The sequence below is a fragment of the Amycolatopsis sp. NPDC089917 genome, assembly GCF_040684635.1.
Lineage (GTDB): Bacteria > Actinomycetota > Actinomycetes > Mycobacteriales > Pseudonocardiaceae > Amycolatopsis.
Genome location: NZ_JBFBGL010000003.1, coordinates 137,805 through 163,724 on the forward strand (window position 1 = coordinate 137,805; position 25,920 = coordinate 163,724).

The 25,920-nt window shown below is 69.0% G+C and carries 30 protein-coding genes; 20 read left to right on the forward strand and 10 right to left on the reverse strand.

What is annotated here, in order from left to right; all coding sequences use genetic code 11:
• Positions 1-471: 471 nt before the first annotated feature.
• From AB0N89_RS03995 to AB0N89_RS04005, 3 genes are all read left to right on the forward strand, one after another.
• A complete protein-coding gene (locus AB0N89_RS03995) occupies positions 472-3,276 on the forward strand; it encodes a BTAD domain-containing putative transcriptional regulator (protein WP_364199932.1) in 2,805 nt (934 codons plus the stop codon).
• 81 nt (positions 3,277-3,357) lie between these two features.
• Complete coding sequence (locus AB0N89_RS04000; protein WP_364199933.1) at positions 3,358-3,480, forward strand: hypothetical protein; 123 nt, start codon at positions 3,358-3,360, stop codon at positions 3,478-3,480.
• Positions 3,481-3,743: 263 nt separating this feature from the next.
• Positions 3,744-4,607: a SagB/ThcOx family dehydrogenase gene (locus tag AB0N89_RS04005; RefSeq protein ID WP_364199935.1), complete on the forward strand. Its 864-nt coding sequence runs from the start codon at positions 3,744-3,746 to the stop codon at positions 4,605-4,607.
• Here the strand turns inward: AB0N89_RS04005 and AB0N89_RS04010 are convergent.
• On the reverse strand, positions 4,598-5,335 hold the full coding sequence (locus tag AB0N89_RS04010; RefSeq protein ID WP_364199937.1) for a methyltransferase domain-containing protein: 738 nt from the start codon (positions 5,333-5,335) through the stop codon (positions 4,598-4,600). The two genes, AB0N89_RS04005 and AB0N89_RS04010, sit on opposite strands and share 10 nt — an antisense overlap.
• A 28-nt stretch (positions 5,336-5,363) precedes the next feature.
• Here AB0N89_RS04010 and AB0N89_RS04015 point away from each other — a divergent pair, with 28 nt between their 5' ends.
• Positions 5,364-5,744: a MerR family transcriptional regulator gene (locus AB0N89_RS04015; protein ID WP_364199939.1), complete on the forward strand. Its 381-nt coding sequence runs from the start codon at positions 5,364-5,366 to the stop codon at positions 5,742-5,744.
• Between the two features lie 24 nt (positions 5,745-5,768).
• Here the strand turns inward: AB0N89_RS04015 and AB0N89_RS04020 are convergent, their stop codons facing one another.
• From AB0N89_RS04020 to AB0N89_RS04030, 3 genes are read right to left on the reverse strand one after another with little or no spacing between them, the layout of a single operon-like run.
• Positions 5,769-6,356, reverse strand: a complete 588-nt coding sequence (locus AB0N89_RS04020) for a DUF305 domain-containing protein (RefSeq protein ID WP_364199941.1) — start codon at positions 6,354-6,356, stop codon at positions 5,769-5,771.
• A 49-nt stretch (positions 6,357-6,405) separates the two neighbouring features.
• Complete coding sequence (locus tag AB0N89_RS04025; protein ID WP_364199943.1) at positions 6,406-6,783, reverse strand: DUF6153 family protein; 378 nt, start codon at positions 6,781-6,783, stop codon at positions 6,406-6,408.
• 19 nt (positions 6,784-6,802) lie between these two features.
• Positions 6,803-7,174, reverse strand: a complete 372-nt coding sequence (locus AB0N89_RS04030; RefSeq protein WP_093936292.1) for a metalloregulator ArsR/SmtB family transcription factor — start codon at positions 7,172-7,174, stop codon at positions 6,803-6,805.
• 75 nt (positions 7,175-7,249) lie between these two features.
• Here AB0N89_RS04030 and AB0N89_RS04035 point away from each other — a divergent pair, with 75 nt between their 5' ends.
• Complete coding sequence (locus AB0N89_RS04035) at positions 7,250-8,248, forward strand: cation diffusion facilitator family transporter (RefSeq protein WP_364199945.1); 999 nt, start codon at positions 7,250-7,252, stop codon at positions 8,246-8,248.
• Complete coding sequence (locus AB0N89_RS04040) at positions 8,245-9,291, forward strand: winged helix DNA-binding domain-containing protein (RefSeq protein WP_364199947.1); 1,047 nt, start codon at positions 8,245-8,247, stop codon at positions 9,289-9,291. Before AB0N89_RS04035 ends, AB0N89_RS04040 begins: the two co-directional genes overlap by 4 nt.
• Here AB0N89_RS04040 and AB0N89_RS04045 read toward each other — a convergent pair.
• Positions 9,284-10,441: an epoxide hydrolase family protein gene (locus AB0N89_RS04045; protein WP_364199949.1), complete on the reverse strand. Its 1,158-nt coding sequence runs from the start codon at positions 10,439-10,441 to the stop codon at positions 9,284-9,286. The two genes, AB0N89_RS04040 and AB0N89_RS04045, sit on opposite strands and share 8 nt — an antisense overlap.
• Before the next feature lie 78 nt (positions 10,442-10,519).
• Here AB0N89_RS04045 and AB0N89_RS04050 point away from each other — a divergent pair, with 78 nt between their 5' ends.
• Positions 10,520-10,912, forward strand: coding sequence for an NUDIX hydrolase (locus AB0N89_RS04050; RefSeq protein WP_364199951.1), 393 nt, complete (start codon positions 10,520-10,522; stop codon positions 10,910-10,912).
• 41 nt (positions 10,913-10,953) lie between these two features.
• On the forward strand, positions 10,954-11,361 hold the full coding sequence (locus AB0N89_RS04055) for a hypothetical protein (RefSeq protein WP_364199953.1): 408 nt from the start codon (positions 10,954-10,956) through the stop codon (positions 11,359-11,361).
• On the opposite strand, the gene AB0N89_RS04060 is transcribed toward AB0N89_RS04055, so the two are convergent.
• Positions 11,266-12,528 (reverse strand): MFS transporter, encoded by a 1,263-nt coding sequence (locus tag AB0N89_RS04060; RefSeq protein WP_364199955.1) that lies wholly within the window; start codon positions 12,526-12,528, stop codon positions 11,266-11,268. The two genes, AB0N89_RS04055 and AB0N89_RS04060, sit on opposite strands and share 96 nt — an antisense overlap.
• An 80-nt stretch (positions 12,529-12,608) precedes the next feature.
• On the opposite strand from AB0N89_RS04060, the gene AB0N89_RS04065 reads away from it, so the two are divergent.
• From AB0N89_RS04065 to AB0N89_RS04080, 4 genes are all read left to right on the forward strand, one after another.
• Complete coding sequence (locus tag AB0N89_RS04065; RefSeq protein ID WP_364199957.1) at positions 12,609-14,054, forward strand: PLP-dependent aminotransferase family protein; 1,446 nt, start codon at positions 12,609-12,611, stop codon at positions 14,052-14,054.
• Between the two features lie 123 nt (positions 14,055-14,177).
• Positions 14,178-14,621, forward strand: coding sequence for a single-stranded DNA-binding protein (locus tag AB0N89_RS04070; RefSeq protein ID WP_364199959.1), 444 nt, complete (start codon positions 14,178-14,180; stop codon positions 14,619-14,621).
• 52 nt (positions 14,622-14,673) lie between these two features.
• The gene (locus tag AB0N89_RS04075) at positions 14,674-14,982 is read left to right on the forward strand and encodes a cupin domain-containing protein (RefSeq protein WP_364199961.1); all 309 of its coding nucleotides are present in this window, start codon (positions 14,674-14,676) and stop codon (positions 14,980-14,982) included.
• Positions 14,983-15,075: 93 nt separating this feature from the next.
• Positions 15,076-15,702 carry a TetR/AcrR family transcriptional regulator gene (locus AB0N89_RS04080; protein ID WP_364199963.1) on the forward strand — a complete coding sequence of 209 codons (627 nt, stop codon included), beginning with the start codon at positions 15,076-15,078 and terminating at the stop codon, positions 15,700-15,702.
• Here AB0N89_RS04080 and AB0N89_RS04085 read toward each other — a convergent pair.
• On the reverse strand, positions 15,692-16,642 hold the full coding sequence (locus AB0N89_RS04085) for a hypothetical protein (RefSeq protein ID WP_364199965.1): 951 nt from the start codon (positions 16,640-16,642) through the stop codon (positions 15,692-15,694). The genes AB0N89_RS04080 and AB0N89_RS04085 overlap by 11 nt on opposite strands.
• A gap of 295 nt (positions 16,643-16,937) precedes the next feature.
• Between AB0N89_RS04085 and AB0N89_RS04090 the strand changes: the two genes are divergently transcribed.
• The 3 genes from AB0N89_RS04090 to AB0N89_RS04100 all read left to right on the forward strand — a co-directional run bounded on the left by AB0N89_RS04090 (position 16,938) and on the right by AB0N89_RS04100 (position 19,370).
• Positions 16,938-18,080 (forward strand): PfkB family carbohydrate kinase, encoded by a 1,143-nt coding sequence (locus AB0N89_RS04090; RefSeq protein ID WP_364199966.1) that lies wholly within the window; start codon positions 16,938-16,940, stop codon positions 18,078-18,080.
• Positions 18,056-18,430, forward strand: a complete 375-nt coding sequence (locus tag AB0N89_RS04095) for a hypothetical protein (protein ID WP_364199968.1) — start codon at positions 18,056-18,058, stop codon at positions 18,428-18,430. Before AB0N89_RS04090 ends, AB0N89_RS04095 begins: the two co-directional genes overlap by 25 nt.
• A gap of 67 nt (positions 18,431-18,497) precedes the next feature.
• Positions 18,498-19,370, forward strand: coding sequence for a hypothetical protein (locus AB0N89_RS04100; protein WP_364199970.1), 873 nt, complete (start codon positions 18,498-18,500; stop codon positions 19,368-19,370).
• A 3-nt stretch (positions 19,371-19,373) separates the two neighbouring features.
• Here AB0N89_RS04100 and AB0N89_RS04105 read toward each other — a convergent pair whose 3' ends face one another.
• Positions 19,374-19,937, reverse strand: a complete 564-nt coding sequence (locus AB0N89_RS04105; protein WP_364199972.1) for a hypothetical protein — start codon at positions 19,935-19,937, stop codon at positions 19,374-19,376.
• 57 nt (positions 19,938-19,994) lie between these two features.
• Positions 19,995-20,507, reverse strand: a complete 513-nt coding sequence (locus tag AB0N89_RS04110) for a DUF664 domain-containing protein (RefSeq protein WP_364199974.1) — start codon at positions 20,505-20,507, stop codon at positions 19,995-19,997.
• A 99-nt stretch (positions 20,508-20,606) separates the two neighbouring features.
• Between AB0N89_RS04110 and AB0N89_RS04115 the strand changes: the two genes are divergently transcribed.
• From AB0N89_RS04115 to recQ, 3 genes are read left to right on the forward strand one after another with little or no spacing between them, the layout of a single operon-like run.
• Positions 20,607-20,951 carry a metalloregulator ArsR/SmtB family transcription factor gene (locus AB0N89_RS04115; protein ID WP_364199976.1) on the forward strand — a complete coding sequence of 115 codons (345 nt, stop codon included), beginning with the start codon at positions 20,607-20,609 and terminating at the stop codon, positions 20,949-20,951.
• Positions 20,952-20,960: 9 nt separating this feature from the next.
• Positions 20,961-21,791 (forward strand): SMI1/KNR4 family protein, encoded by an 831-nt coding sequence (locus tag AB0N89_RS04120; RefSeq protein WP_364199978.1) that lies wholly within the window; start codon positions 20,961-20,963, stop codon positions 21,789-21,791.
• Positions 21,792-21,839: 48 nt separating this feature from the next.
• Entirely contained in the window at positions 21,840-23,672 is a 1,833-nt protein-coding gene (gene recQ, locus AB0N89_RS04125) for a DNA helicase RecQ (protein WP_364199980.1), read from the forward strand.
• Here recQ and AB0N89_RS04130 read toward each other — a convergent pair.
• On the reverse strand, positions 23,669-23,887 hold the full coding sequence (locus AB0N89_RS04130; protein ID WP_364199982.1) for an antitoxin: 219 nt from the start codon (positions 23,885-23,887) through the stop codon (positions 23,669-23,671). The two genes, recQ and AB0N89_RS04130, sit on opposite strands and share 4 nt — an antisense overlap.
• Before the next feature lie 152 nt (positions 23,888-24,039).
• Between AB0N89_RS04130 and add the strand changes: the two genes are divergently transcribed.
• Together add and AB0N89_RS04140 are read left to right on the forward strand one after the other, a co-directional pair.
• On the forward strand, positions 24,040-25,014 hold the full coding sequence (gene add / locus AB0N89_RS04135; RefSeq protein WP_364199984.1) for an adenosine deaminase: 975 nt from the start codon (positions 24,040-24,042) through the stop codon (positions 25,012-25,014).
• A 69-nt stretch (positions 25,015-25,083) separates the two neighbouring features.
• On the forward strand, positions 25,084-25,920 hold the full coding sequence (locus AB0N89_RS04140; protein WP_364199986.1) for a lytic murein transglycosylase: 837 nt from the start codon (positions 25,084-25,086) through the stop codon (positions 25,918-25,920).

A 25,920-nucleotide genomic window follows, 5' to 3' on the forward strand; every position in this document is an offset into this window, starting at 1 on the left:
CCCCAGTACGAAGGCCAACCGCCGCGGAGCCCCCTGCAGACGGTTCGGCGCGCTGCCCCGTCGCGCCGTGCCCGCCGACTGAATGTCTTCAGCTTTCCAAGGGCCTGCATCGGAATTACATCGGCTCGTCACCGCCGGGCATCCGCGCAGTTCAGGGCCGCCAGGCGTAGAATCGGACCGGTCCGAAGGCACGAAAGAGCCCGCCCGTTGGGCCGAATGCCGTAACGGCGTCCCCGCGCCGATCTGGCTGGAGGCCGAGGCGGTGGGCTAGGGTGCCGGTCAGCTGGCGAACGGACTGGAGGTAGTGCGTGAGCACGCTCACGGTCTCGGACGACATAGTCGCATATGACCGCTGAACGTTTACCCGAATCGGCGGAATCGGCTCGAACTTCCGGCGATCCGAACCCCCCTGGCCAGCGATCCCATCTCGGCTTTTCCGTTCTCGGCCCGCTCGAGGCCGAGGTCGACGGCGTGCCCGTCCGGTTGGGCGGACGCCGTGAGCAGCGCCTCCTCGCCGCCCTGCTGATCAACGCGGGCAGGCTGGTCCCGGTGTCGTACCTGATCGGCACGATGTGGCCGGAAAACCCGCCGAAGACCGCGGTCCGCCAGGTCAGCAACGCGATCGCGCGGCTGCGGAACGATCTCGGCGTGGCCCGGTCTGCCGTGGTCACCACCGGCTCGGCCTACCGCGTCGTCACCAGCAGCGCCTCGGTCGACTCGGTCCGGTTCGAAGCGGACTACAACCAGGGCGCCGAGTTCCTGGCGGCCGGACTGCTCTCCCAGGCGGCCGCCAAGCTCGCGGACGCGCTCGCGCTCTGGCGCGGCCCGGCCTTCGACGGTCTCGAAGGCGACGCCATCGAGCAGACGGCGCGAAGGCTCGACGAAGAACGCCTCGCCGCTTCAGAGCTCCTGATCGGCGCGAGGCTCCGGCTCGGCGAGACCGAAGCGGCCGCGCGGGAGGCCTTCGACCTGGCCGCCTGGCATCCCACCCGCGAGACCCTCCAGGTCCTCACGATGCTGGCGCTCTACCGGGCGGGCCGCGGCGCCGACGCGCTCCGGGCGTTCGACCGGACCAGGATCGCGCTCGCCGACGAGCTCGGCGCCGACCCGAGCGCCGAGCTGAGCGCCCTCCACCAGCAGATCCTGCGCACCGACGCCGAATTGCTGCAGGACGCCGCCCTCGCGCGGTACGGCGTCGGCGGGCTCCGGGCCGGGATGGACACCGGCGGACGGCGCGAGGACGCGGACGCGCAGAAGGCCCTCTTCCCTCGTCCGGCGCAGCTTCCCGCGGACCTCCCGGCGTTCGGCGGGCGCACCGAGGAGCTGCGGACCGTCCTCGAAATCGGCCAGGACGACTCCTCGATGGGGCCGAGGCTGATCGCGATCGACGGGATGCCCGGTGTCGGCAAGACCGCGCTGGCCGTCCACGCCGCGCACCGGCTCGCCCCGTTGTTCCCCGACGGGCAGCTCTTCGTGAACCTCGAAGGGTTCTCGCCGGCGGGAGACCCCGTCGACCCGGGGACCGCGCTCGAAGGGCTGCTGCGGTCGTTCGGCATCCAGGGTTCGGACATCCCCGCCGGGACCGACCAGCGCGCGGCGTTGTTCCGCAGCTGCCTCTCCGGCAAACGCGTGCTCGTGGTGCTGGACAACGCCATCGGGGCGAAGCAGGTGAGCCCGCTGCTGCCCGGATCGGCGAGTTGCTGCGTGCTGATCACCAGCCGGACCCGGCTCGTGGACCTCGACGGCGCCGAACTGCTCTCCCTGGAACCGTTCAGCCGGGCGGACGCGGTGGACCTGCTGGGCCGGATCGTCGGGGCCTCCCGGCTGAAGCGGGAATCCCCCGACGCGGCCGACCAGGTCGCGAGCCTGTGCGGCGACCTCCCGCTCGCGCTGGCCGTCACGGCGAGCCGGCTGCGGGCGCGGGCGTCCTGGACGCTCGACTTCGTCGCCCGGCAGCTGCGGGACGAGCGGAACAGGTTCGGCGAGCTCACCGCGGGGGAACGCGACGTCGCGGGCGCCTTCCGACTGTCCTATCTGAACTTGACCGAGACCGAGCGCCGGGTGTTCCGCCGGTTGAGCCACCATCCGGGCGCCGCGTTCGATCTCCACTCGACGGCGGCGCTGGCCGAAGTGGACCTCGGCGAGGCCCGCCGCCTGGCCGACCGCCTCGTCGACGTGAACCTGCTGCGGCAGCCGTCGATGGACCGGTACGAGATGCACGACCTCCTCCGCAGCTACGGTCGCGAACTCCTGCTCGCGGAGGAGCCCGAACACCAGCGTGAAGCGATGATGCGGCGGCTGTTCGACTACTACCGCAGCACCGTCGCGGCCGCGATGGACTTCATCGACCCGGACTCCGAAGAGGAGCCGGGCGGCCTGGAGGCGCCGAAGAGCGAGTTCGGACAGTCCTTCGCCGACTACGACCAGGCCGCGCACTGGATGGACGCCCAGTGGCAGAACGTCCTGCCGGTGGCCGTCGCGATGAACAACCACCAGCGCTACTCGGATCTCGTGCTCTTCTGTTCGGCGGTCTGGCGCTACTTCGACAACCGCGGCTACTACCGGCAGGCCAGGGAGCTCGAAACCCTCGCCCTGTCCGCCGCGCGGGTCACGGGGAACGTGGTCCTCGAGTACCAGGCCCTGCACATGTACGCGCTGACCCTGTGGCGGCTCAACGAGTTCACCGAGGCGAACCGGCTGTTCAACGAGGTGTTCGAGCTGGCCTCGACCACCGGTGATGTCCGGATGCAATGCCGGGCCAGGGGCAATTCGGGGGTCACCCACTGGCTCAAGGGCGAGTCCGACCAGGCGATCGAACACCTCGGGTGGGTCCGCGAGACCGCCCACGCCCACGGCAGCGTCCTCATCGAAGCCCGGGCCAGGCATCGGATCGGGCTGATCCTCACCGAGAACAGGCGCTATGCCGAAGCCGCCGAGGAACTCGACCAAGCACTGAGACTGGCCCACGAGAACGAATCGCCCGATCTCGAGGCGGAATGCCTTCTCGCTCTCGGTATCAATTCGCGTGCACTCGGCGATGGCGCACTCGCGGTCACCCAGTTCAGGACCGCGATGAAAGTGCTCGAATCGACCGGTAATCGCAGCATGCTGCCCATCGCTCACAAGGAGTTGGCGGCCGCTTTCGACATTCTCGGTGAGCAGCTGAATGCGGAACGTCATCGCCGGTTCGCTTTGCGCTTATACACCGATCTCGGCATCTCGGAGTCCCCTGACGTTCGCGAACTCAAACAGCACCTGAACGATTACTCGGCGTAATTCTCCGTTTTGCCCCGGTACTCTGATGGCGTAGGTATATTCGCTTGACCGGAGTAACCGCTCACGGAGAGGATCGGCGACATGCACGACGAGGATGACGACGAGTTCTTGTACGAGCTCGAAGCGGAGTACAAGGCACAGAGCACTTGGGGCGGGTTCGAGCCGCCGCCGAACGGCGGGCCTCCTTTCCGTTCGCGATACTGAATGACCTGAAGTATTCGGAAAGAATTACTGGGGACTGGGGCGCAAGACTTTCGATGCTGGTAAGGGTTTCCTCCTGCGGAACGCTCTATTGGTCCGAGGGTGACCTCGTCTGGGACGATCACCTCGGACATCGCCAGCTCAAACTCGCCGAAGGAACCGAACGCGTCCTGCGATGGTTCGGTTCTTGGCGAGAACCGGAATCGATTCGCGAAGCGGACGAGAATCCCGAGACAGGGGAAAGACTCGTCCGTATCGCGCGAGCGATGATCCGGTACGACGTGCTGGTGGTCAAAGGTTCTTCCCGGCAACAACGGGAAGAAGAGATCCTTCGGGATTGGGGTCCTTGGGGAACGTCCGCGCGGGCGTTCCATTTCGGCACCCGCTCCTTGCGTGAGACCGAGTTCACGACCAGCGACATGACCGCGAAAACCTTGCTGGAGAAGGCGAAGGCCAGCCCTCCGCCTTCCCCGGTGAGGCCTACGGGCGAGTTCGACTCGATAGCACTGCCCGAACCGTCACCGGAGCCGCTGAACGCGATCGGGCTCGGCGACGCGTTGAACAAGCGCAGGAGCGTCCGTGAGTTCGGTGACGAACCCTTGCGGCTGCTCGATCTGAGCACGCTTCTCACCGCCGCCCGGCCGACGAGGCCGGAAACGCATCCCGACATCCCCGCCACCGGGAACGTCTTCAAGACGAGCCCGTCGGGTGGGGCGAGGCATCCGACCGAGGCGTACGTCTACGCGAGGAACGTCGAGGGCCTGGATCGGGGGATCTACCGCTACGACGGCTTCCGGCACGGGCTCACGCCCTTGGACGGCAAGATCGACGACGACGAACTGGTCGCGCTCGCCGGCGATCAGGACTGGACCAGGAACGCCGGCGCGCTGCTGATCTACACCAGCGTCATCGAGCGGAACCAGTGGAAGTACCCGGTGAGCCGGACCTATCGGGTGCTGCTGATGGACGTCGGGCACCTCAGCCAGACCGTCTACCTGCTGGCGACGGCCCTCGGGCTGAACGTCACGTTCACCGCGGCGCTTCGGGACGAACTGGTCGAGGACCTTCTCGGATGCGATCCGGCGAACGAACTGGTGCTCGGGATGTCGGTGCTCGGCACTCACTTGTGACGGCACGAGTCTCCGGATCGGGGTTCAAACAACCCCGGACGCCAAGAACTGCGGTACAGCAACGAAACCGTCACACCCAAGCTGCCCGGCGAGCCAGACTTCCCCTCTTCAGCGGAAACCGCCCCCACCCGCACGGCCGCCTCCGCCAACCCGCGGACGAGCCGATCCCCGCCGAAGAACCCGACGACTCCCTCCATCGAAACCTCGCGAAACCCGTTTTCCTCAAGCAGCCGCCGAAATCCTCGCGCGATCCGGGGCGCGGTGACCTCCGACGCGCGGGCCCGCACGATCTCCCGTGTCAGCGCCGGATGAGAGGAGTCGATGATCAGCGCCTCCCAGTCATGCCCGGACAGCACGATCCGCCCGCCCGGAGCCAGAATCCGGCGTGCTTCCGCGAGTGCGCGCTCCGGTCCCGCCAGTTCATGGAACACCTTGTCCGCTCGATATCCCGCGAACCCGCCGTCCACCGGGAGCGCGCAGGCGTCCCCGACCCGGAATTCCGCTTCGGGCGAACGCCGTCGCGCCTCCTCGACCATCTCGGCCGAGAGATCGACACCGACCGCGCGGAATCCGCGCGACGACAGCTCGGCCACGGCCAGCCCGGCTCCACAGCCGACGTCGAGCACGGCGGAACCCGGTTCGAGCCGCAGTAGTTCGTAGGTCCGGGCCCGCAGTTCGGCGGCTCCCGGCAGGACATCGGCGGCGTCGAGCCGCTGCACCATGGACATACCGGGGATCGTCCGACTTAATGACGACATGAAGTCAAGCACCTTGAGCGTCGGCGAGGTCGCGGAGCGCTTCGGCCTGGCGACGCACGTCCTGCGCCACTGGGAATCCGTCGGCCTTCTCAAGCCCGCGCGGTCCGGTGACCGGCGACGGTACGACGACGGCGACCTGTACCGCGTCTCGGTCATCCTGCGCGCGAAGGAAGCGGGTCTCAGCCTCGACGGCATCCGCGAGATGTTCCAGAAGCCCGCGGCGCGGGACGCGATTCTCAGGCGCCACAAGGAAGAACTCACCCGGCGCATCGCGGCCGCGCAGGCCTCGCTCACGATCATCGACTGCGCGCTCGGATGCGAACACGACGACTTCACCCAGTGCGCGCATTTCCGCGCGGCGGTGGCGCGGACCGGATGATCCGGACCCGCGCCACCGTCCTGCTCAGCCCAGCAAGGCGCGCATCTCGGTGATCTCGGCCTGCTGACCGTCGATCACCTTCTGCGCCAAGGCTTTCACCTCGGCGTCGCTACCCTGCCGCAACGCGGTCCTCGCCATCGCGAGCGCACCCTCGTGATGTTCGACCATCATTTCGAGCCACTGCTTGTCGAACGCGGCGTCCTTGGCCTTGCCGAGTTTCGCGAGGTCGTCCTCGGTCATCATGCCGGACATCGCGCCGTGCTCGGAGTGGCCGGCCGACGGCGCCACTCCCCAGCTCTTCAGCAGACCGTTCAGCTGCTGGATCTCCGGGTCCTGCGCCCGCTGGATCCGCGCGGCGAGGTCGACGACCTTCGCGTCGCGGGTGCGTCCCTCGACGAGTTTCGCCATCGTGAGCGCCTGCTCGTGGTGCGGGATCATCCCCTGGGCGAAGGCGACGTCGGCCTGGTTGTGCCCGGCCTGCTGGGGGTCCGGCGCCTTCATCGTGGACATGTCGTGCCCGCTGGACGCGGTGTCGGAGCTCGCGCAGCCGGTGAGCACGGCGAAGGAGGCCAGGGCGGCAAGGGCCGCCCCGACCAGTTTCCTGCTGGTCATGGTTCTTTCCTCAAGTCGGTTTTCGGGTAGGGCCAGGCGAACTCGCCTGTCACACCCGCAACACGCAGAGGAACGACAATCTCTCCGGAACCGGTCTCCACCGCGGCGGATCACGGCCCGACGACGAACCGCCGCCCTGCCACGACTTCCACGGCGCCGCGATCCGTCCTTTGCGGACGAGCAGCCAGGTGACGATCAGCAGCACGGCCGCGGCCAGCACCGCGAGACACAGGTGCAGTCCACTGTGTCCGCCGTCGTCGTGCGAAGGCGTGTCCGCGCAACAGGGATCGGCCATCGCGACCGCGGCGGTCCCGTGTCCCGCGCCGTGACCGGTTTCGGCGATGACGTGATGCATGCCGACCAGTCCCAGCGCCACCACGCACAACAACAGCCACCGCAGGGCGGCCGGGTACGAGGACTGGGTCACCGCTCCACCGTAGCGGGATTCAGCGCGCCGCCGGCCGGTGGGGTTTCCCCGCCGAATGCAGGGCGGGGATGTCGCGATCGATGTGGTCGGCGTGGAACAACGCCTGGGCGAGCAGGCCGCGGACATGGTCGTTGGCCGCCGAGTAGTAGACGAACGTCCCTTCGCGACGCCCCTTGACCAAGCCCGCGAGCCGCAGTTTCGCGAGATGCTGGCTGACCGCCGTCGGTGCCGCGCCCGCCAGGTCCGCGAGACAGGCGACGGAGGACTCACCCTGCAGAAGCGCCCAGAGGACCTTGACCCGCGTCGGATCCGCGAGCAGCCGGAACGTCTCCGCGGCCAAGTGGACCTGCTCCTCGGTGGGCATCTCGAAATCCGGGACCGACTCGTGCATGCCGGGAGGATACCCGCTACCCTTCTGCCTGCGTATCTGCATGACTGCGCAGATAGCATGACAGTGAGGTGAGGAATGACCGGGCACGGACACGGCCATGGGCACAGTCACGGTCACCAGCCGCGGAAGAGCCGTCTCCGCCATCTGCTGACCCCGCACAGCCACGACAGCGCCGACCGCGTCGACACCGCGCTGGAGACCAGCAAACGCGGGGTCCGGACGCTGATCTGGTCGTTCGCCGCCCTGTCCGTCACCGCCTTCGCCCAGCTCGCGCTCGTGCTGGTGACCGGCTCGGTGGCGCTGCTCGGCGACACGATCCACAACTTCGCCGACGCGCTGACCGCGGTCCCGCTCGGCATCGCCTTCCTGCTCGGCCGCCGCGCCGCGACCCGCCGCTACACCTACGGGCTCGGACGCGCCGAAGACCTCGCCGGCGTGCTCGTCGTGGTGCTCATCGCCGCGTCGGCCTTCCTCGCCGGGTACGAATCGGTCGAGCGGCTGCTCGATCCGCGTCCGGTCCGGCATCTGTGGGTGGTCGCGGCGGCGGGTGTGATCGGCTTCGCGGGCAACGAACTCGTGGCCCGCTACCGGATCACCGTCGGCCGCGAGATCGGGTCCGCCGCGCTGGTGGCCGACGGGCTGCACGCGCGCACGGACGGCTTCACGTCGCTCGCGGTCGTGCTCGGCGCCGTCGGGGTCGCGCTCGGCTTCCCGCTGGCCGACCCGATCATCGGCCTCGCCATCACGGTCGCGATCCTGTTCGTCCTGCGGGACGCCGCCAAGGAGGTCTTCCGCCGTCTGATGGACGCCGTCGACCCCGCCGACGTCGATCGCGCCGAACGCGCGGCCGCCGAGGTCCCCGGCGTACTCGGCACACGCGACCTGCGGATGCGGTGGATCGGCCACAGCCTGCGCGCGGAACTGGCGGTGTCGGTCGAGTCCGGGCTGACCGTCACCGAGGCGCATCACCTGGCCCATCGGGTCGAGGGGAGGCTGCGAGAGGTCCTGCCACGGCTCACGGAAGCCGTCGTGCACACCGAACCGGCGCACGCTCATGAGATCGTCAGCGGGTGACGCTGTCCGACAACGACATCCGCGCCGTACGCGCCCGCGCTCAGCTGCTCGGCGCCCCGGCCACCGACGTGGTCACGGTGGCGCGGTCCGCCGCCGCGATCCAGGCGCAGTCGAGTCCCGCCGCCAGGCTCGCGATCCGGGCTCGAAGCCGGGGTCTGACCGCGCGGGACGTCGACGCGTCCCGAGCGGTGGCGCGCACCTGGCTGATGCGCAAGACGCTCCACCTGGTGCCGACGGCGGATCTCCGCTGGCTGAACCGGCTGTTCGGCCCGCGCAACGCCCAGGCGGGGCAAGGACGCCGCCGTCAGCTGGACCTCACCGACGACCTCTGCGAACGCGCGCTGGGGAGCCTCCAGGATCTCTTTCCGGGCAAGGCACTCACCCGCCGGGAGATCCTCGACGGCTTGGCGGCCGGCGGCGTCGTGCTCGACGCGAAGTCCCAAGCACCCGCGCATCTTCTGGCGTACGCGGCCAACCGCGGCCTGCTCTGCCGAGGTCAGGACGACGGCGCCGAACCGACGTATGTCCTCCTCGACGAGTGGGCCACCGAGGACCACAGCCCGGACGAGCCGCACGCGGAACTCGCCCACCGCTACCTGACCGCGTACGGCATCGCGACGGCCGAGGACTTCAGCGTCTGGTCCGGGCTCCCGCTCGGCCCGTGCCGCAAGGCCTTCGACGCGCTGGATCTCGTGTCCGTCGGCAACGCCTTCGCCCTCGCGGAAACCGAACTGTCCGCTCCCCCAGGTCCCCCACGCCTGCTCGGCGCCTTCGACACCTTCCTGCTGGGCTATCGCGACCGCGATCTGCTCCTCGACCCGGCCGAGGCGAAACGCGTCAACGCCGGCGGCGGGATGATCGCGCCCACCGTACTGGTCGACGGCAGGATCGCCGGAACCTGGCACACCAAGCGCACCGCGAAGCAGACGAAGGTCTTCGTAGAACCCTTCGCCACGCTTTCGCGGACCGCCATCGCCGGACTTGAGTCCGAAGTGGACGATTACGGCCGCTTCCTCGGGGAGACGGCCGTCCTCGTCAGGTGAGGGACCGGAAGAACTCCCGCACGTCCGCGACCAGGATCTCGGGCTCCTCCATCGCCGCGAAGTGGCCACCACGATCGACGTCGGTCCACCGCACGATCGTATGCGCGTCCTCCGAGTACCGCCGGATCCCGACGTCGTGCGCGAAGATCAGCGCCGCCGTCGGCACGCCGGAGTTCTTCTCCACCGCTCCCCACGTCTCCGCCTGCGCGTAACCGACGTACGCGGACGAAGCCGCCGTGCCGGTGAGCCAGGTGAACATGACGTTGGTCAGCAACCGGTCCCGGCCGATGATCTCCTCGGGCGGCGTCGGGCGCGGATGCGTCCACTCACGGAACTTGTCCATGATCCAGGCCAGCTGCGCGACCGGGGAGTCCACGAGCCCGTAGCCCAGCGTCTGCGGTCGCGTCGACTGGATCGCGATGTATCCGAACTCCTCCCGCATGAAGGCCTTGATCCGCTTGATCCGATCGCGTTCGAGGTCGGTCAGCGAGGCGAGTTCCTCGTCCGAGAGCGACATCGGGGGCATCGGCGTCAGACCACCGTTGACGTGCACGCCGATCACCTTGTCCGGCGCGGACCGGGCCACCTCCGGCGACACGGAAGCGCCCAGGTCGCCGCCCTGGACGCCGTAGCGTTCGTAGCCGAGCCGTCGCATCAGCTCCGCCCAGGCACGGCCGATCCTCGGCATGGTCCAGCCGGAATCCGAGACAGGGCCCGAGAAACCGAAGCCGGGCAGCGACGGGATCACGAGGTGGAACGCCTCCGCCTCGTCGTCCCCGTGCGCTTTCGGGTCGGTGAGCGGACCGATGACGTCCAGGAACTCCACGATCGAACCCGGCCAGCCGTGCGTCAGGATCAGCGGTGTCGCGCCGGCTTCGGGCGAGCGGACGTGCAGGAAGTGGATGTTCTGCCCGTCGATCTCGGTGGTGAACTGCGGGAAGCGGTTGATCTCGCGTTCGGCAGCGCGCCAGTCGTAGCCGTCGCGCCAGTACTCGGCGAGTCCGCGCAGCCACGCCACCGGCACTCCCGTGTCCCAGCCGTCGCCGGGGAGCGGCGACGGCCAGCGCGCGCTGTCGAGCTTCGCGTGCAGGTCGTCCAGCTGATCCTGGGGGACGTCGAGGTGGAAGGGGCGGATCTCGGTGTTTTCCATGACGTCCACGCTACGAGGCATTGCGGACAGGTTCGGTCCTCGATGGAAAGGGCTTCCCGGATACGGGAGGATGCGTGGGTGACGGACAAGTACCTGGCCTACGGCACGCTCATCCGCGACGGGAAGTTCCTCTTCATCCGGCGTCGGCCGGGCTCTTTCCTCGGTGGCCGGTGGGAACTGCCGGGCGGGACCGTCGAGCCGGGTGAACCGCCCGCCGAGACCGTGGTCCGCGAGTTCGCCGAGGAGACCGGGCTGACCGTGCACGTCACCGGCGAACTCGGCACCCACAGCTGGGACGACGTCGCGGGCAGGCCGATGCGGATCCATGCCACGGTTTACGCACTCGCCGAGGAAAGCGCCGCCGACGTCGTGCTCGACCCCGAGGAACACGACGCTTTCGCCTGGCACACCCGGGAAGAAGCCGCGAAACTCGACCTCGCCGCTCACTTCCGCGAAGCGCTCGAAGGCTGATTCCGGGACCCGTCCCGAGTGGACCTCCCTACGCTCCCGGGATGCACCGACGCGTTTGGGTCCCCCTCGTCGCCCTCCTTCTCGTGGCGGGCTGCGGTCCGGACGCGCCCGAGCCCCCGAAACCCGCGGACGGCACGGATCTGGCGGCCTGCGCCGACGGTCTCTGCGAAGTGAGCGCACCGGTGGGCGCGAAAATGGCGCTCCCCGAACGGACCAACGTCGAATCCGTGCACGTGCAGTCCGTGGACGCCGAAAGTGTCGTGCTGATCGCCAGGGGCATCGGGAAGAGACAGGGCGGATCCTGCTCCGGCAGATGCGAGGCCTCGGGGGCGGGCAAGGATTTCAAAGCCAGGCTATGGGCGGGCGGCGAGCTGACCTACAACGACCTGTCGATCAAGCTTCTCGGCGTGGGCGACCGTGCCGCCGTCCTCAAGTTCACGCCGCAGTGACCGCTCCGCCCAGCGAACGGCGGGCGTGGTGAGCGTGCCCGCGAGCAGGAACAGCCCGCCCAGCACCACCCAGCCGAGCGCGCCGCCCACCAGGATCAACCCGGTCAGCAGGACCGGGCCGAGCATACGGGCGACGGCCGTCCCGGCGCCGAAAAGTCCTTGGTACTGACCCTGTTTGCCGTCGGGAGCGAGCCCGAAGCCGATCTCCCACGAGCCCGCCGCCTGCGCCATCTCCCCCACCACCTGCAGCGCCGCCCCCGCGAGCAGGACCAGCGCGGCCGCCCACGCGGAACTGCTCACTGCGGAGAACGAGAAGATCAAGCAGGAGAGGAAAAGCAGGAAGCCCGCGTACCGGGCATGGCGCGAGGCGCTGCGCAGACCGGTCACGCCGCGCGCCACCCGCACCTGGAAGACCACCACGCTCGCCGTGTTGAGCACGAGCATCGCCGAAACCAGCCAGCCCGGGGCGGCGGTCCTGGTCGAGATCCACAGCGGCAGGACCAGGCTGAACAGCGGCATGTACAGCAACATGACCATGTTGAGCAGCGCCAGCAGCGCGTACGGGCGGTCGCGGAGGACGGCCACGGACGGCTCGCCGGTCTTCGACGGCACCGGCGCGACCGTGGGCACCTCGCGGAGGACGAGAGCCGCGGCGACGAACGCCAGCGCGTCGAGGACGAAGACGGTCAGGAACGCCTCGCGCGTCCCGAGCGCCAGCGCGATCCCGCCGAGTGCCGCGCCGATCGCGATCCCCGCGTTGGACATCGCCTGCAAGCGAGCCCGGAACGTCGTGCGCTCGGCCGGGTCGATCAGTCCGGCGAGCAACGCCTGCCTCGCCGCGCCGAGACCGCATTGGAAGCAGGCGTAGACGCAGGCCGCGATCACGAACGCGACGACCGAGTCGACGAAGAGGAAAGCCGTGACCGACGCGGCGGTGCCGAGTCCCAGGAAGACGGCCGTGCCCTTCGGCCCGCGACGGTCCGCCACGTGCCCCAGCGCGACGCCCGCCACCGAGCCGATCGCCCAGCCCACGGTGAGGCCGAGGCCCACTTGCGCGGGCGAAAGCCCGACGATCACCGTGAAGTACAAGGCCGAGCTGACGTAGTAGGCGCCGTCGCCGACGGAGCTGATCAGCTGGGCCAAGGCCAGTCTCTTCGTGGACTCCATGGACTCAAGTTAGGCTCCGGATTGGCCACATCCCAGTTCCAATATCGAGCATTCCGATTGGGCCAATATAGGCTCGGGGCGTGCCGTTCCACATCAGCCTCGACGGTCAGACCGATCTGGCCGCCCGGATCTACCGCCAGCTCCGCGAAGGCATCCTCGACGGGCGCCTGCGCACCGGCGAACGCCTGCCGCCGACCAGGGAACTGGCCCGCGAGCTCGACGTCTCGCGCAACACGGTCGCGGTCGCCTACGAACGGCTGACCGCGGAGGGCTTCCTCGAAAGCCACGTCGGACGCGGGACGTTCGTCAGCGCCGATCCCGTGGCACGGGCGGGACGCGCCGCGCCGTCCGGCGCCGGGGTACGGCCGATCGCCCGCTGGCGGTCGCTCCCGGCCCCGCTCGGCGAAGACCGGCCTGCCCCCGAGTTCGACTTCCGCGTCGGCGTCCCGGATCCGGCCCTCTTCCCGCTGCGGACCTGGCGGCGGCTGGTCAGCCAGGCGCTGCGGCCTTCGTTGCTGCCGCCTTCGGGGTACGCCGATCCCGCCGGGCTCGAAGCGCTGCGGGTCGCGATCGCCCGGCACATCGGCGTTTCCCGGTCGGTGCGGGCCGCCGGCGAGGACGTCCTGGTCACCCAAGGGGCGCAGCAGGCCCTCGACCTGATCGGCCGGGTGCTGATCGAACCCGGGACGCGGGTCGCCGTCGAGGATCCCGGCTATCCCCCGGCCGAGCGGCTCTTCACCGTTCTCGGCGCCCAGGTCGTGAAGGTGCCTGTGGACGCCGAAGGGCTCGACGTCACCGCGCTCGTCCAGGGAACGCGCTTGATCTACACGACACCGTCGCACCAATTCCCGCTCGGCACGCCGATGTCACTCGCCAGGAGGACGGCGTTGCTGGCATGGGCGGAGCGGAACGGCGCCGTGATCGTCGAGGACGACTACGACAGCGAGTTCCGGTTCTCGGACCGGCCGCTCGAACCGCTCCAAAGCCTGGACCGCGACGGCAGGGTGATCTACGTCGGATCGTTTTCGAAAACCCTGCTTCCCTTGTTGCGGCTGGGTTTCCTCGTCGCGCCCGCGTCGCTTCGACCGGCCTTGCGGCAGGCGAAGCAACTGACGGACTGGCATGGCGACCTCGTCACGCAAACCGCGTTGGCGAGCTTCGTCGACGAGGGTTTGCTCGCCCGCCACGTACGCAAGGCGACCCGGGAGTACGCGGTGCGGCGGGACCGGATCCTGACCTTCCTGCGGGACGTCTTGGAGGTGGTCCCTTCCAGCGCCGGACTCCATTTGTGCGCTTTGGCCGATCCACATGCGACGGTCACTGTGGACAGTGTCGTCGCGGAAGCGGCGCGGGCCGGGGTGGCGGTCGAGAGCCTCTCCGCGTACGGAGGCACGCGCGAGGGGCTGGTGATCGGGTACGGGCTGGTCGGTTCCGATCGGATCGAGGAGGGGCTCGCTCGGCTCGGGGACTGCTTTTCGGCGGCCGGGATGTCAGGAAAGGGTCGTTCAGGACACTTTTCGTCTTGAACGACCCTTTCCTGACACCCGGCCGCCGCGGGACGCCGGAAACTGTCGTACCCCGGTGGTCTCCTCTTCCCAGGCGACAACGGGCCCGGCCGGGTCCGTGCGCGGAAGCGAGGAGGAAGTCCCATGGCAGGCGAAACGGTGCTCACGGTGATCGGCAACCTGACGACCGATCCGGAGCTGAGGTTCACCCCGTCGGGAGCGGCGGTCGCGAACTTCACGGTCGCGTCGACACCGCGCGTGCTGGACCGCGCGAGCGGGGAATGGCGCGACGGCGACCCGATGTTCCTGCGCTGCTCACTGTGGAAACAGGCCGCGGAGAACCTGGCCGAGTCACTCACCCGGGGCACCAGGGTGATCGTGCAGGGCAGGCTGAAACAGCGATCGTTCGAGACCAAGGAAGGCGAGAAACGGACGGTGATCGAACTCGACGTCGACGAGATCGGCCCGTCGCTGCGCTACGCCACGGCGAAGGTGAACAAGGCGGGCCGGAGTTCGGGTGGCGCCCCGTCCGACGGAGCGTGGGAGCGAACGCCAGTGACCGCGGGAAGCCCAGAGCCGCCCTTCTGACCCGGCCGCCGAACGACCCCACGGCGCGCGCGGCCGGGGTTAGGGTGGCGTGATGGCCACTGAAACCCTGGAAAACGTCGAAGGCCGCGACATCGGTTCCGGAGTCTCGATCATCCGCGAACGCACCGATGTCGACGGTTCCGGACCGAGGCTGCACCGGCACCCGTACCGCGAAACGTTCGTCATCATCCGCGGCCGGGCCAGGTTCACCGTCGGGGACACCGAACGCGATGGAGGGGCGGGCGAGGTCCTGGTCATCCCCGCGGACACCCCGCACAAGTTCGCCGTGATCGGTCCCGAAATCTACGAGGCCGTCCACATCCACGAAAGCGACCGGTTCGTCACCGAGTGGCTCGAATAAATTCTGTCGGCCGCAAGAAAAGCCTTCCCCGGGCTAGAATCCGACGACGTGCTCGTGGTCGGCGGGCACCCGAGGCGACGGGAACCGGGAACTGTGACCGACGTTGCGGACCGCAGCGGTGACGAAACCCGCCGGGTGGACAGATTCGATCAGCGACGCGCGCAGCTGGCGATGTCGGCACTGGTCACGTTGTCCGAATTGGGCTACGCCCGCACGAGCCTGCGGGAGATCGCCCAGAACTCCGAGTTCTCCCATGGAGTACTGCACTACTACTTCCGGAACAAGGCCGAGCTGATCACCTACTGCGTCAAGCAGTACAAGGCCGAATGCGTCACCCGGTACGACCGGATAGTCGAGACCGCGGAGACCGCCGAAGAACTGAAGCTGGCCTTCGGCGCCGCGACGGCGGGCACGTTGCGCGAGAACGCCCCGCTGCATCGGCTCTGGTACGACCTGCGCAACCAGAGCCTGTTCGAGAAGGTGTTCCAGGCCGACGTGCTCGCCATCGACGAGACACTCGAACTGATGATCTGGCGGGTCGTGTCCCGGTACGCGGAACTGCTGGGCAAGCCGCTGGATCTCGCGCCGTCGACGACGTACGCGCTCTTCGACGGGCTGTTCCAGCAGGGTCTGCTGAAACACCTCGCCGGCCGGGAGGACGCGGCGAGGTGCCTTCAGGATTCGGTCGGGCAGGTACTGGCGAGGCTTTTCACCATTTGACGGTCGGATACCAGATGACACCGGTCCGGCCGAGCACGCGCAGATCCCAGTACAGCAGCGTGAACGTGCCGGCGACCAGCAGCGCGGCGCCGGTCACGACGGCGATCCTGGTGGGTTTGGCGAGCATCCAGCGCTGCAGCCGTCCGCCGGTGCCGTTCGTGAGCAACAGGAACAACAACGCCATGACCACGATGTTGCCGACCGATTGGAGGGCGAACGCGGCCGCGCCGTAGAAGACGTTGTGGCTTTCGGCCGCGCTGCGGAACATCATCCGGAACAGCGGGAACGGCCTGCCGATCAGGAACCCGCCGATGAGCGCGCCCATCAGGACGAGCGGCGCGGGCGGGAACCGGCGGGTGAGCCCGGCGATCGGGTTGCGGACGATGCCGACGGAAGCCAGCCCCAGCACGATGAACACGATCCCGATCACGCCGTAGACGATCATCGACTGGATGTTCCGCGGCGTGAGCCCGCTCGGCGGCGAAGCGGTCGAGAACTGCGGCATCCGGGTACCGACGAGCGCGACGATCACGCCGTACACCACCGAAACCGTCAACATCCCCGCCGCGATCCAGCCCAGCGGTTTCACCGTGTCGACGAACTTCGGCCGCCCGGCGGTCTCGCCGCCGACGAGCGGGGCGACGGCGCCGAAAGCCGCGATGTTGCACGCGGTGAACGTGCCGGCGAGTCCGGAGACGAACGCGAAGAGCGTCCCGGCGAGGACACCGCCGATCGGGGTCTCCTTGGCGTTGTGCCCCAGGAGGGTGTTGGCCACACTGTCACCGATCACACTGTCCACAAAGGGCGCGGACCAGATCACCGTCAGCGCGAAACCGGCGAGGACGGACCAGGCCACCACGCGCCACCGATGCTCCGGGTACGGTCCTGAACCGAGGAAATTCGCTTGTGGCGTAACGGGAACGCTTTCGGTCACGGACATTCGTTCCTCCAGCGGCAGATGGCTTCCCCCTGACGCACATCGTCGTTCCGCCGAGGGGAGCCCGCCACCTCCAAAATGCCGATCTCCCCTTGGTCCGACCGGCTCCGGGCAATCCGGATTCACCGGTCCGGCGGGTGGCTCGGCGAAAGCCGATACGCTAGGCGCACACGGTGGCCCGGAACGGATCTTCGCCTCTCGGCATTCGCCGCCGAACTCCGCCACTTGCAGCACCGGCGTCGGCCATGACTCCCGAGAACCGCCGGCTGCCTTGATCCGAACGGAGCCGTGAACCCCCATGAGTGGTCCGATCCCCAACGCCGACGCAGTCCGGACCGCGCTGACCCGCCTCCGGACGCGAACCGGGCTGAACGCGGCCCGGCTGCGTTCGACCGAGGTCAGGGTACGCGCCCTCTTCGACCTGCCCATCGTCAAACGGGCCACGTCCGCCGACGGGCTGGCGCCGGAGGCGGCGGACACGGTCATCCGGCGGGTCGCCGGCCAGCTGCCCCTGACCGAGCTCGCGATCGTCGACGCCGCGCTGTCGCTCGGCCTGCTCGCGGAACGGCTGCCCGACCACCGGGAGATCGCCTCGCTCTACGCCGCCGACGTCGGCGAACGCCGTGAGCGCCTGGTGGAACTGTGGGGCCGGATCCACGAATGGCTCGGAGTGCCTGCCCCGGCCACCTCGATGACGGTCCGCGGCCTGCGCACGACGCAGGAGGCCGACGCCATCGAGAAGCTCGCCGAACTGTGTGTCCGCGAATCGTGGCCGGATCCGGTCCCCGCCGAAGCGAGCAGGTCCCGTGACGGCGAAGCCGGGGCGACGCTCACGGTGATCGGTTCCGCGGTGATGGACCAGGTCTACGTCACCGACCACCTCCCCGAGTCCGGGGCGTCGGCGGAACTGGAGACGTACGAGACGCATCCGGGCGGGAAGGGTCTCGTCCACGCCGTGGCGAGCGCTCGGATGGGGATGAACGTGCACCTCATGACCGCGATCGGTGACGACGCGCCGGGCCGGGAGCTGACCGGGTACATGGATCGCGAAGGGCTGAGCACGGATCTGGTCAAGATCACGCCGAACGCGATGTCGCCCGTCGTCGCGGTGCTCAAGACCCCGTCCGGCCGGGGAAGGTACCTCTCGTGGCCGAACCAGGAGCTGGTCCGCCTGGTCCCCACCGATTTCCACACCACGCGACTGCGGAGCGCGCTCGAAGCGTCCGACGCGGTCGTGCTCACCTTCGAACAACCGCTCGACACGGCCCGCGCCGCACTGCGCGCGGTACGAGAATCGGAGAACGATCCTCTCGTCGTGGTCAGGCCGTCACCTCCGGTGAAGGATCCCCAAGCGCTTTACGACCATTTCCGGGACATCGACTTCTTGATCGGCGATCGCTGGAACTGCGGAAGCTCATGCCGGGCTGTCAGGGCGAGCTGAGCATCGAAGAGCTGACGGAAGGCTTGCGGGCGCTGGGCGTCCGCGGGGTCTGCGTCACGGAGGAATTCGGCTGCGTCGTCCGTTCGGAAAGCACTGATCTGGACATCGCGCGGTTCCCGGCCCGGCTCCGGGACACCCCCGGAGCTCGCGAAGCGTTCAGCGCGGCCTTGATTCACCGGGTCCTGGCGAAGAAGCGGAATTTCGACCACGCCGATCTCGAATGGGCCACCGCCGCCATGAGCGCGTCGCAGTCCTCCGGCGGCGTCGCCGATTCGATGCCCGATGTCCACAAAGTCGAGCGGGTCGTCGAGGCGAGGGTGGAACGTGACCGGATATCCCCGAAAAGCTGAAAGCTCCGGAGTCTCATGGGATCATCGTCAGACGTGACAGCCACCTGATCTGCCCCTGCGGAGGACGATGGACTTCGACGAGGTCGCGGACGAGCTCTACGCCGGCGATCCGGCCGAGTTCGTCTCGGTGCGCAACCAGCGGGCGAAGGAAGCCAAGGCGGCCGGTGAAGCCGCCTTGGCCGAACGGATTCGCGCGCTCCGGAAACCCACGCTCGCCGCGACGATCCTCAATCGCCGCGCGGGCTCTCCGGAGCTGGCGGAACTGGCCCGGCTGGGTGACGATCTGCGCAAGGCGCATTCGGCGCTGGCGGGCGCGGAGCTGCGCAAACTCACCCGCCGGCGGCAGGAACTGGTGAACCGGATCCTCCAGGACGAGCGTTCGATGAGCGAGCCCGTCACCCGTGAGGTCGAAGCGACCCTCGAAGCCGTCGTGGCCGATCCCGAGGTGGCGGCGCTGGCGCTGGCCGGTCGGCTGAGCAGCGGCGCGGACAGCGCGGGCGACCAATGGCTGACCAGTGGGTTCATTCCGAGACCGAAGCAGGAGAAACCCGCTCCGGAGCGGGAAAAGCCCGCCACCGTGTCGCATTTGGACGATCGGCGCAAAGCGAAACGGGAGGCCGCCGAGAAGGCCGAGCAGGAGCGGATCGAGAAGGCCCGGGAAGAGGCCGAACGCGAACAGAAACGGCTGGCGGAGTTCAACCGGCTCCGGCGCGAAGCGGCCGATCTCGCGAAAGCCTGCAAACAAGCCGAAATCGACCTCTCCCGCGCGGAACGCCGGACCGAAAAGGCCACGGAGAAGGCGAACGAACTCCGGCGGCGGCTCGCCGACGCCGAACTCGAAGAAGAGACGGCGAACGACGAGACCGCCTCCGCGCAAACCGTCTTGGACGATTTGCGCGCCGAAGCGGACCGGATCGAGCAGGCTCTCGAACAGTTCTAGGCTCTAGGCGAGCCGGCTTTCGCGGGTCCGCGTCGCGGTCACACGGCGTCCGTAAGCCGTCTTGCCACCCGGCTTGTACACCGACAGCACGGTCATGGTCAGGTACATCGTCGAGGACACGATGATCGGGTAGAACCCGTCGACCCGGCGGCCCATCGGCACCAGTTCGCCGTCCATAGTGGACTCGGCGGCCGCGGCCAGTTCACGGAGCCCTGGCAGCAGGGAGAACAGCGTCAGCCCGAGGGCGATCAGAGTCAGCACCAGTTTGATCGCGACCCATTTGTACCGGATCAGCCCCCATTTCGTGCCGACGCTGAGCACGATCCCGCTGATCAGCGCGGTCAGGCTCACCGGCACCAGCAGGTAGCCGCCGACCTGGTCCATCATCAGGATGGCCGCGTGCTGGCGCCGGGCGTCGTCGGTGAACACGGAGGTGAAGGTCAGGACCGCGTTCACCATGGTGATCCCGAGCCAGCCGAGCGACGACACGATATGGACGACGAGGACGAACTTCCGCCACCGCGGGGTGAGCGTCCTCGGCGGTCTCCGCATTGTGGAAGTACTCATGCGCCCAGTGTTTCGGCGGGCGGGGCTCCCGTCGTCCGTCGAGGAGCGGCACCTCGGCTACGTATCGCGGAGTACGAGCCCCCGGAGGTACGCGGCCTGCCCGGCGTGCTGGAGGTCGTCGGAAAGCACGCTGACCAGGCGAACCCCGAGGGTGACGGGCGGATCCCAGGCGTCGTCGACGACCCGGTCGAGGTCGTCCTCGGTGAGGCCCGCGACCCACGCCGTCGTCGCTTCGTGCACCGCGTCGTAGTACTCGGTCAGCAGGTCGGCGGAGTCGACCCGGACCGCCTCGACGTCTTCGGGACGGTGCCCGTAGCCGATGTCGGCCGCCGGGAACGGCAGGCCGAACCGGTCCAGCCTGCCTTGTGCGGTCCAGAGCTGCTCGGTGCCCATCAGATCGGCGACGTGATCGTCCTGCACGCGGGTCAGATGCCAGACCAGCCACGCGATCGTGTTCGAGCCCGGCGCCGGGCTCCAGATCAGCTGCTCGGCGTCGAGACCCTCGACGGCTTCGTGCACGACCTCCCGGACGCGGCCGAACCCGTCGGCCAGCACCTCGGCCAGTTTCATCGATTCCCCTTCCGGCGTCTCCCGCCCACGATGCCACCGCGAGGTGACCCCTGCCTTGCACCCTTGACTTATATAAGCCCAGGCCGTGATAGTTGCCGGATGCACGCGTTCGACGTCCTGGGGGATCCGGTGCGCCGCCGGATCCTGGAACTGCTGACGGGCGGGGAACTGAGTTCCGGCGACGTGACCACGGTGGTGCGCGCCGAATTCGGCATCTCGCAACCCGCGGTCTCCCAGCATCTGCGCGTCCTGCGCGAGAACGGCTTCACCACGGTCCGCGCCGAGGGCGCGCGACGGCTGTACTCGGTGGATCCCGGCCCGCTCAAGGAGATCGACGGCTGGCTGGAGCAGTACCGGCGGTTCTGGACCGGGCCGCTCGACGCGCTCGCCACCGAAATCGCGCGCGGCCGCCGCGAACGCCGGAAGGCCGCCGAGGAGGACTAGAGTCTCCCCATGCGCAAGCAGTGGGGGCGCGCGGTGGTGATCGCCGTCGCGAGCGTCGTCGTCGTGCTGGGACTCGTCTTCGCGGTCACGATGCGGCGCGGGAAATCCGACGGCATGCAGTGGCTCTCGGCCGAGCAGGCCCCGGTGACCACACCGAAGACGCCGTCGTACTCCACCGCCGCGCCGATCCCCACGTCGCGGCCGACGTTGACCGTCGACAGCGGCTGCCGCCTCGGCCAGGGGCCCGCCGAGCTCGACCCGGTCCCCGAGGCCACCACCCGCCGGGTGAACGCCGCCTGGGACCGCGTCGAACGCTGGCTCGCGGCCAAGGCGCCGACCACGGCGGCGACCCTCCAGCCACCCGCGACGATCGCGCGGATCACCGAGGCTCAACGGCGGAGCGGCGTCGCCTTCCCCGCCGAACTCGTCGCGTCCCTTCTGCGGCACGACGGCGTTTCGGTCATCGGCGACAGCTTCGCCCTTCCGCCGTTCTACCACCTCGCGTCCGCGGAGAACGTGGAGCGCGAGGCGAAGGTCCTGTGCGAGGTGCTGATGTCGAGCGGCTCGGACGACAGCGTCGGTTCCTGGTGGCACGGACGGTTCGTGCCGATCGCCCTCGACGGCGGGGGCGACGGCCTGTTCCTCGACCAGCGCACCGCCACCGGGCGGCTCGGCGAGTGGGACCACGAGGGATCGGTGCGTTTCGATCAGTGGCCCGCCAGCCTGACCGAGCTGCTGGAGCAGACCGCGACGGCGCTCGAAACCGGCGGGCCGGTCGTCCACGGCTACCGGCCGGTCGTCACCGGAAAACGGTCGCTGGACTGGGACATCCCGCGTTGAGGCGCGCGGGCGCGTCGACTGTCGGACCCCGCCCCTAGAATCGTCCGGGTGGCAGCCCCCGACATCGGTACCTCGGAAGCCCTCGAAACGCTGAACCGCGTCTTCGGTTACGACGACTTCCGCGGCGATCAGCACGCGATCGTCGATCACGTCATCGCAGGCGGTGACGCGCTCGTCCTCATGCCCACCGGCGGTGGGAAGTCGCTGTGCTACCAGATCCCGGCGCTGGTACGGCCCGGGGTCGGCGTGGTGATCTCACCGCTGATCGCGTTGATGCAGGACCAGGTCGACGCCCTGCGCAACCTCGGCGTGCGCGCGGGCTTCCTCAACTCGACGCAGGACTACACCGAGCGGAACAAGGTCGAGGCCGCGTTCCTCGCCGGCGAGCTGGACCTGCTGTACCTGGCGCCGGAACGGCTTTCGGTCGAATCCACGGTGCGGCTGCTCGACCGCGGCAAGATCTCGCTGTTCGCGATCGACGAGGCGCACTGCGTCTCCCAGTGGGGGCACGACTTCCGGCCCGACTACCTGATGCTGTCCGCGGTGCACGAACGCTGGCCGGACGTGCCGCGCATCGCGCTGACCGCGACGGCCACCAAGACGACCCACGCGGAGATCGCGTCCCGGCTCAACCTCGAAGACGCGCGCCACTTCGTCGCGAGTTTCGACCGGCCGAACATCCAGTACCGGATCGTCGGCAAGAACTCGCCGCAGCGCCAGCTGCTGGAGCTGCTGCGCACCGAGCACAAGGGCGACGCGGGGATCGTCTACTGCCTGTCCCGGAATTCGGTGGAGAAGACCGCGGACTTCCTGGTGGAGAACGGGATTCCGGCGGTGCCGTATCACGCCGGGCTGGACGCGCGGACGCGTGCGAAACACCAGTCGCGGTTCCTGCGCGAGGACGGGCTGACCGTGGTCGCGACGATCGCGTTCGGCATGGGCATCGACAAGCCGGACGTCCGGTTCGTCGCGCATCTGGACCTGCCGAAGTCCGTCGAGGGCTACTACCAGGAGACCGGTCGCGCGGGCCGGGACGGGCTGCCGTCGACGGCGTGGCTGGCGTACGGCCTCCAGGACGTCGTCCAGCAGCGCAAGATGATCGACCTGTCGGAGGGATCCGAGGCGCACAAACGGCAGCAGAGCGCCCACCTCAACGCGATGCTGGCGCTGTGCGAGACGGTCGAATGCCGTCGCGTGCAGGTGCTGACGTACTTCGGTCAGCACAGCGAGCCCTGCGGCAACTGCGACACCTGCCTGGCGCCGCCGGAGACGTGGGACGGCACGATCCCGGCGCAGAAGATCCTCTCCACCATCGTCCGGCTGCAGAACGAGCGGCGGCAGAAGTTCGGCGCGGGGCAGATCATCGACATCCTGCTCGGCAAGTCGACGCCGAAGGTGACCCAGCACCGGCACGATTCGCTGAAGGTCTTCGGGATCGGCACGGAGCTGAAGGAGCCCGAGTGGCGGGCCGTGGTCCGGCAACTGCTGGCGCAGGGGCTCGCCGCGGTCGAGGGCGACTACGGCTCGCTCGTGCTGACCGAGGGCAGCTCCGAGGTGCTGAACGGGCAGCGGAAGGTCCAGCTGCGGCGTGAGCCGGAGCGGGCGGCCAAGGCCGCGGCCCGGTCCAGCGCAAAGAAGGCGGCGGCCGCCGACATGCCCGCCGAGGCGGCGCCGGTGTTCGAACTGCTGCGTTCGTGGCGGGCCGCGGCGGCGAAGGAGCAGGGAGTGCCCGCGTACGTGATCTTCCACGACGCGACCCTGCGCCAGATCGCCACCAAACGGCCCACCACGCTGCAGGAACTGGGCACGGTCAGCGGCGTCGGCGAGAACAAGCTCGCGAAGTACGGCGAGCAGGTCCTCGAGACGCTCGCCGAGGCTTAGGGCTGGTCGGGACGACGGGGCGGCCGTCCGGTCATCCCGTCGACCTTGCGCACCGCGCCGTCGATCTGGCTGTGGTACTTGCCCTTGGTCTTGTGATCGACGAAGGTCGCGGCCTTGTTCACGGCCTTGGACACCTTCTCGGGGTTCTTGCGCACGTAGGCACGCACGGCCCCGGCGGTGCCGGCCAGGGCGGTCAACTTCCGCAGTAGAGCCACGATGGTCCCTTTCCTCGGGGTCGTCTGGTTGCCTGCTCAACGACCGATCATGGCCGCCGGGTTCCCCGTAGCGCGCCAAATCACTCATTTCGGATATCAGGCTCCGGGAAAACGAGGCGCGCGACCGGTGCCAGGCCGCTAGGTTCGGGCTCATGCGGGATCTTTCGGTGCTGCCCAAGGCTCATCTGCACGTCCACCTCGAAAGCACCGTCCGGCCGGACACGCTCCGTGACATCGGGGAGGCGAACGGCATCGCCGTCCCCGCGGAACAACCCGTTTTCGAGGGGTTTCGCGCCTTCGGTGACTACAACGGGCTGCTGCGGTCCTGTCTGCGGAGGCCGGAGGACTTCGAACGGGTGGCGCGGGAGTTCTGCGAGGACCAGGTCGCCGACGGCGTCCGCTACGCCGAGGTCACCTTCACCGCGGCGTCGCACGGCGAACGGCTGGGCGAGCCGGACATGCCGCTGGCGTCCGTCCTCAAAGGACTCTCGGCGGGCGCGGCCGAACACGGGCTCCACTGGCGGGTGATCCTGGACCATTCGCGCCGCCGGTCGGTCGAGCGCGCCCGGCTCACCCTCGACCTCGCCCGCCGGTACGCCGGGGACGGGGTGTTCGCGATCGGCCTCGCCGGGGAGGAGAAGTACCCGCTCGCGCCGTTCGCCGGGATCTGCGACGAGGCCGAGGAAGCGGGGTTGAGCCTGATCCACCACGCCGGGGAGGACGCCGGACCGGCCAGCATCCGCGAGGCCCTCGAAATCGGCCGCAGCGAACGGATCGGCCACGGAATCCGGATCCTGGAGGACGACGCGCTGGTCGCCGAGGTGCGGGAACGCGGGATCGCGCTGGAGGTCTGCCCGTCGTCGAACGTGACGATCGGCCTCGTGCCGTCGTTCGAGGAGCACCCGCTGCCCCGGCTGGTCGACGCCGGGCTCGTGGTCACCCTCAGCACCGACGTCCCGTCGATCACCGGGACGACGCTGACCGACGAGTTCCTGCGCACACGGGAGGCGTTCGCCTACGACGACCTCGCGCTCGCCGGTCTCGCCCGGGCGTCCGTCGACGCGTCCTACGCGCCCGCCGAAGTGAAGCGCTCGATCCACGCGGAGATCGACACCTGGCTCACCTGACGAGTGGCCCAGCTCACCTGGACAACGGGCCTCACAAGTTCTCCACATTCGTCACGTACCGTGGATCCGGTGACCGCTTCGTCCCCTTCGGCGCTGGACTTCATGGACCAGTGGCAGCCTCCGCCCAGGAAACGCGGCCCGCGTGGCTGCGTGATGCTCTCGCTCCTGGTCGTGGGCGCCTTGGTGGCCGGTGCCGTCTGGGTCGTGGTCAGCCTCAACGACCGCGACCCCGTCCCGGTCAAACCGGCGTTCACCGTGCCCGCGCTCTCCCCCGCGCCGCGTTCGGCGATCCCCGGCGACGCCGGACCGCTGCCCGCCGCGGCCGCGAAGGACGCCTGGATCGCGAAGGTGTCGGAGAACACGGACATCCCTTCGCGCACCCTGCTGGCGTACGTGAACGCGGCTGAGAAGACCGCGAAGACCACTCCCCGCTGCGAAATCACCTGGGCGACCATCGCCGGGATCGGCCGCACCGAGTCGCAGCACGCCCGGCACGACGGTTCCCGCGCCGGCGAGGACGGCGTCGTGACGCCGCCGATCATCGGCATCCCGCTCGACGGCTCCCCCGGCGTGATGGCCGTCGTCGACACCGACAAGGGCGCGCTCGACGGCGACGCGAAGTGGGATCGCGCCGTCGGCCCCATGCAGTTCCTGCCCGCCACCTGGAAGCGGTACGGCGTCCGCGCGAACGGTGACGGCGCCAAGCCGGATCCGCAGAACATCGACGACGCCGCGCTGACCACCGCGCGGTACATGTGCGCGCGGGGCGGCGACCTCGGCGATCCCGACGGCTGGTGGACAGCGGTGCTGACCTACAACAACTCCACCCAGTACGGGCAGGAAGTCTTCAGCAACGCCGACGCTTACGGGAAGGCCGCGCTGAAGCCGGACCCGGCGCCGCGCTGA

Excerpts from the sequence above, each read along its gene's own strand:
- AB0N89_RS04000 (WP_364199933.1), top strand. The coding sequence starts at position 3,358 with ATGCACGACGAGGATGACGACGAGTTCTTGTACGAGCTCGAAGCGGAG.
- AB0N89_RS04005 (WP_364199935.1), top strand. The coding sequence starts at position 3,744 with ATGATCCGGTACGACGTGCTGGTGGTCAAAGGTTCTTCCCGGCAACAA.
- AB0N89_RS04010 (WP_364199937.1), bottom strand. The coding sequence starts at position 5,335 with ATGTCCATGGTGCAGCGGCTCGACGCCGCCGATGTCCTGCCGGGAGCC.
- AB0N89_RS04015 (WP_364199939.1), top strand. The coding sequence starts at position 5,364 with ATGAAGTCAAGCACCTTGAGCGTCGGCGAGGTCGCGGAGCGCTTCGGC.
- AB0N89_RS04020 (WP_364199941.1), bottom strand. The coding sequence starts at position 6,356 with ATGACCAGCAGGAAACTGGTCGGGGCGGCCCTTGCCGCCCTGGCCTCC.
- AB0N89_RS04030 (WP_093936292.1), bottom strand. The coding sequence starts at position 7,174 with ATGCACGAGTCGGTCCCGGATTTCGAGATGCCCACCGAGGAGCAGGTC.
- AB0N89_RS04035 (WP_364199945.1), top strand. The coding sequence starts at position 7,250 with ATGACCGGGCACGGACACGGCCATGGGCACAGTCACGGTCACCAGCCG.
- AB0N89_RS04045 (WP_364199949.1), bottom strand. The coding sequence starts at position 10,441 with ATGGAAAACACCGAGATCCGCCCCTTCCACCTCGACGTCCCCCAGGAT.
- AB0N89_RS04055 (WP_364199953.1), top strand. The coding sequence starts at position 10,954 with ATGCACCGACGCGTTTGGGTCCCCCTCGTCGCCCTCCTTCTCGTGGCG.
- AB0N89_RS04060 (WP_364199955.1), bottom strand. The coding sequence starts at position 12,528 with ATGGAGTCCACGAAGAGACTGGCCTTGGCCCAGCTGATCAGCTCCGTC.
- AB0N89_RS04070 (WP_364199959.1), top strand. The coding sequence starts at position 14,178 with ATGGCAGGCGAAACGGTGCTCACGGTGATCGGCAACCTGACGACCGAT.
- AB0N89_RS04075 (WP_364199961.1), top strand. The coding sequence starts at position 14,674 with ATGGCCACTGAAACCCTGGAAAACGTCGAAGGCCGCGACATCGGTTCC.
- AB0N89_RS04085 (WP_364199965.1), bottom strand. The coding sequence starts at position 16,642 with ATGTCCGTGACCGAAAGCGTTCCCGTTACGCCACAAGCGAATTTCCTC.
- AB0N89_RS04090 (WP_364199966.1), top strand. The coding sequence starts at position 16,938 with ATGAGTGGTCCGATCCCCAACGCCGACGCAGTCCGGACCGCGCTGACC.
- AB0N89_RS04095 (WP_364199968.1), top strand. The coding sequence starts at position 18,056 with ATGCCGGGCTGTCAGGGCGAGCTGAGCATCGAAGAGCTGACGGAAGGC.
- AB0N89_RS04100 (WP_364199970.1), top strand. The coding sequence starts at position 18,498 with ATGGACTTCGACGAGGTCGCGGACGAGCTCTACGCCGGCGATCCGGCC.
- AB0N89_RS04105 (WP_364199972.1), bottom strand. The coding sequence starts at position 19,937 with ATGAGTACTTCCACAATGCGGAGACCGCCGAGGACGCTCACCCCGCGG.
- AB0N89_RS04110 (WP_364199974.1), bottom strand. The coding sequence starts at position 20,507 with ATGAAACTGGCCGAGGTGCTGGCCGACGGGTTCGGCCGCGTCCGGGAG.
- AB0N89_RS04115 (WP_364199976.1), top strand. The coding sequence starts at position 20,607 with ATGCACGCGTTCGACGTCCTGGGGGATCCGGTGCGCCGCCGGATCCTG.
- AB0N89_RS04120 (WP_364199978.1), top strand. The coding sequence starts at position 20,961 with ATGCGCAAGCAGTGGGGGCGCGCGGTGGTGATCGCCGTCGCGAGCGTC.
- add (WP_364199984.1), top strand. The coding sequence starts at position 24,040 with ATGCGGGATCTTTCGGTGCTGCCCAAGGCTCATCTGCACGTCCACCTC.